Consider the following 1,918-nt stretch of genomic DNA (forward strand, 5'->3'; position numbering starts at 1 on the left):
TGTCGGCCGAACTGAGAAACTGACCCCCTGACGAAACGAAGAACTGACCCCTCCTTGGCAGAGGAGGAATAGATGTCGACCGGGGTTTCAGTGGATCCTGCATTGTCGCGGACGATGCGGAGAGAGGAGATGCTTCAGGCTGAGGAGGTGGCCGCGATGCTGCGGCTGCATGAGCTTGGCTGGGGTGCCAAGCGGCTGGCGAGGGAGTTCGGCTGCGCGCGCAACACAGTGCGGCGGTATCTGCGCGAGGGCGGGGCTGTGGTGTTCCGCAAGCCCGTGCGCCGGACCGCGTTCGATGGCCTGGACGAGTGGCTGCGGGAGCGTTTCTTCCGGCATGGCGGCAATGCGGACGTGGTGCGCCAGGAGCTGGCGAGCGAGCACGGGATCGTCATCGGGCTGCGCTCGGTCGAGCTGCGGGTGCAACGCTGGCGCCGGGAGCTGAAGGCACAGAAGCGCGCAACCGTGCGGTTTGAGACGGCGCCGGGCCAGCAGATGCAGATCGACTTTGGCGACACGCGGGTCTGGATCGGTGGCGAGCGGGTACGGATGCACCTGTTCGTAGCAACATTGGGTTACTCGCGCCGGCTACACATCCGACCCTCGCTGCGGGAGCGCCAGGCGGACTGGTTCGAGGGCATGGAGGGCGCCTTTCTGCGCTTTGGCGGGGTTCCGGCCGAAGTGCTGTTCGACAATCCCAAAGCGCTGGTCGAGCATCACGATGCGGCCACCCGGGAGGTGCGGTTCAATGGGCGGCTGCATGCCTTTGCCCGCTACTGGGGATTTGCGCCCCGCGCCTGTGCGCCTTACCGGGCACGCACCAAGGGCAAGGACGAGCGCGGGGTCGGCTACGTCAAGAAGAACGCCATCGCCGGCCGCCGCTTCGAGAGCTGGGCGGCCCTCGAGGCGCATCTGGACCGGTGGACGCGCGAGATCGCCGATCAGCGGGTGCATGGCACCACCGGCGTGGCTCCGGCGGAGCGCTTTGCGTCCGAGGCCGGGGCGCTTCGCCCCCTCGGCGGACGAGCCCCGTTCGGGCAGTTGCGGGATCTGGTGCGCAAGGTTCAGGCGGACTGCGCGATTGACCTGGATACGAACAGCTACTCGGTGCCCTGGCGGCTGATTGGGGAGAGCGTCCAGGTGGTGGTGCTGGGTGGGCGCGTGATCGTGCGCCATGCCGGCGAGGTGGTGGCCGACCATGCTCTGTGCCGGGGCCGCCGGCAACGGATTGTCGAGCGGACGCATCTGGCCGGCGTGGTCGGTGGGGCTGGGCCGGTGCGATCGGCGCCGGCGGACCTCGGTCCGCCTCCCGCCCTGTTGCGGCCGCTGGCCGAATATGAGGCGCTGGTGGGAGGAGGCTGGTGATGACGGGTGTCGATCACGAGGCCCTGGTGGCGATGCTCGACCGGCTCAAGCTGACGGCGATCCGCGACCAGCTCGACACGCTGCTGGACGAAGCAGCCCGTTCGGACATGACCTTGCGCGAGGCCTTGGCGTTCCTGGTCAGGCGCGAGATCGCGCGGCGCGACGAGCGGCGGATTGCCATGGCGAGTAAGATCGCGCAGTTCCCGTTCGTGCGTGAACTCGACGGCTTTGAGTTCGACGCGCAGCCGTCGCTGGATCCGCGGCAGATCCGGGAGTTGGCCACCTGCCGCTGGATCGCTCATGGCGACATGGTCTTGTTCCTGGGGCCGCCGGGCACCGGCAAAACTCATCTGGCGGTGGCTCTCGGGCGCGAGGCGATCCGGCAGACCTACAGCGTGCAGTTCGTCACGGCCGCGACGCTGGTGGCGATGCTGGCCAAGGCCCACGACGATGGCGTGCTCGACAAGCAGCTGACGATCCTGGCGCGGCCGAAACTGCTGATCATCGATGAGCTCGGCTACCTGCCGTTCGAGGCCAATGCAGCGCATCTGTTCTT

The 1,918-nt window shown here is 67.8% G+C and carries 2 protein-coding genes; both read left to right on the forward strand.

Annotated elements, in window-relative coordinates; genetic code table 11:
- Positions 1-72 precede the first annotated feature (72 nt).
- Positions 73-1,362: an IS21 family transposase gene (gene istA, locus ACS5Q0_RS27400; protein ID WP_473129776.1), complete on the forward strand. Its 1,290-nt coding sequence runs from the start codon at positions 73-75 to the stop codon at positions 1,360-1,362.
- Positions 1,362-1,918: ATP-binding protein (locus tag ACS5Q0_RS27405; protein ID WP_473129777.1), on the forward strand; the 557-nt coding region annotated here is incomplete at its 3' end. The genes istA and ACS5Q0_RS27405, both read left to right, overlap by 1 nt.

Source organism: Microvirga sp. HS2 (assembly GCF_055792805.1).

What these genes read in the sequence shown, in the direction of transcription:
- istA (WP_473129776.1), top strand. Translation starts at nt 73, where the DNA reads ATGTCGACCGGGGTTTCAGTGGATCCTGCATTGTCGCGGACGATGCGG.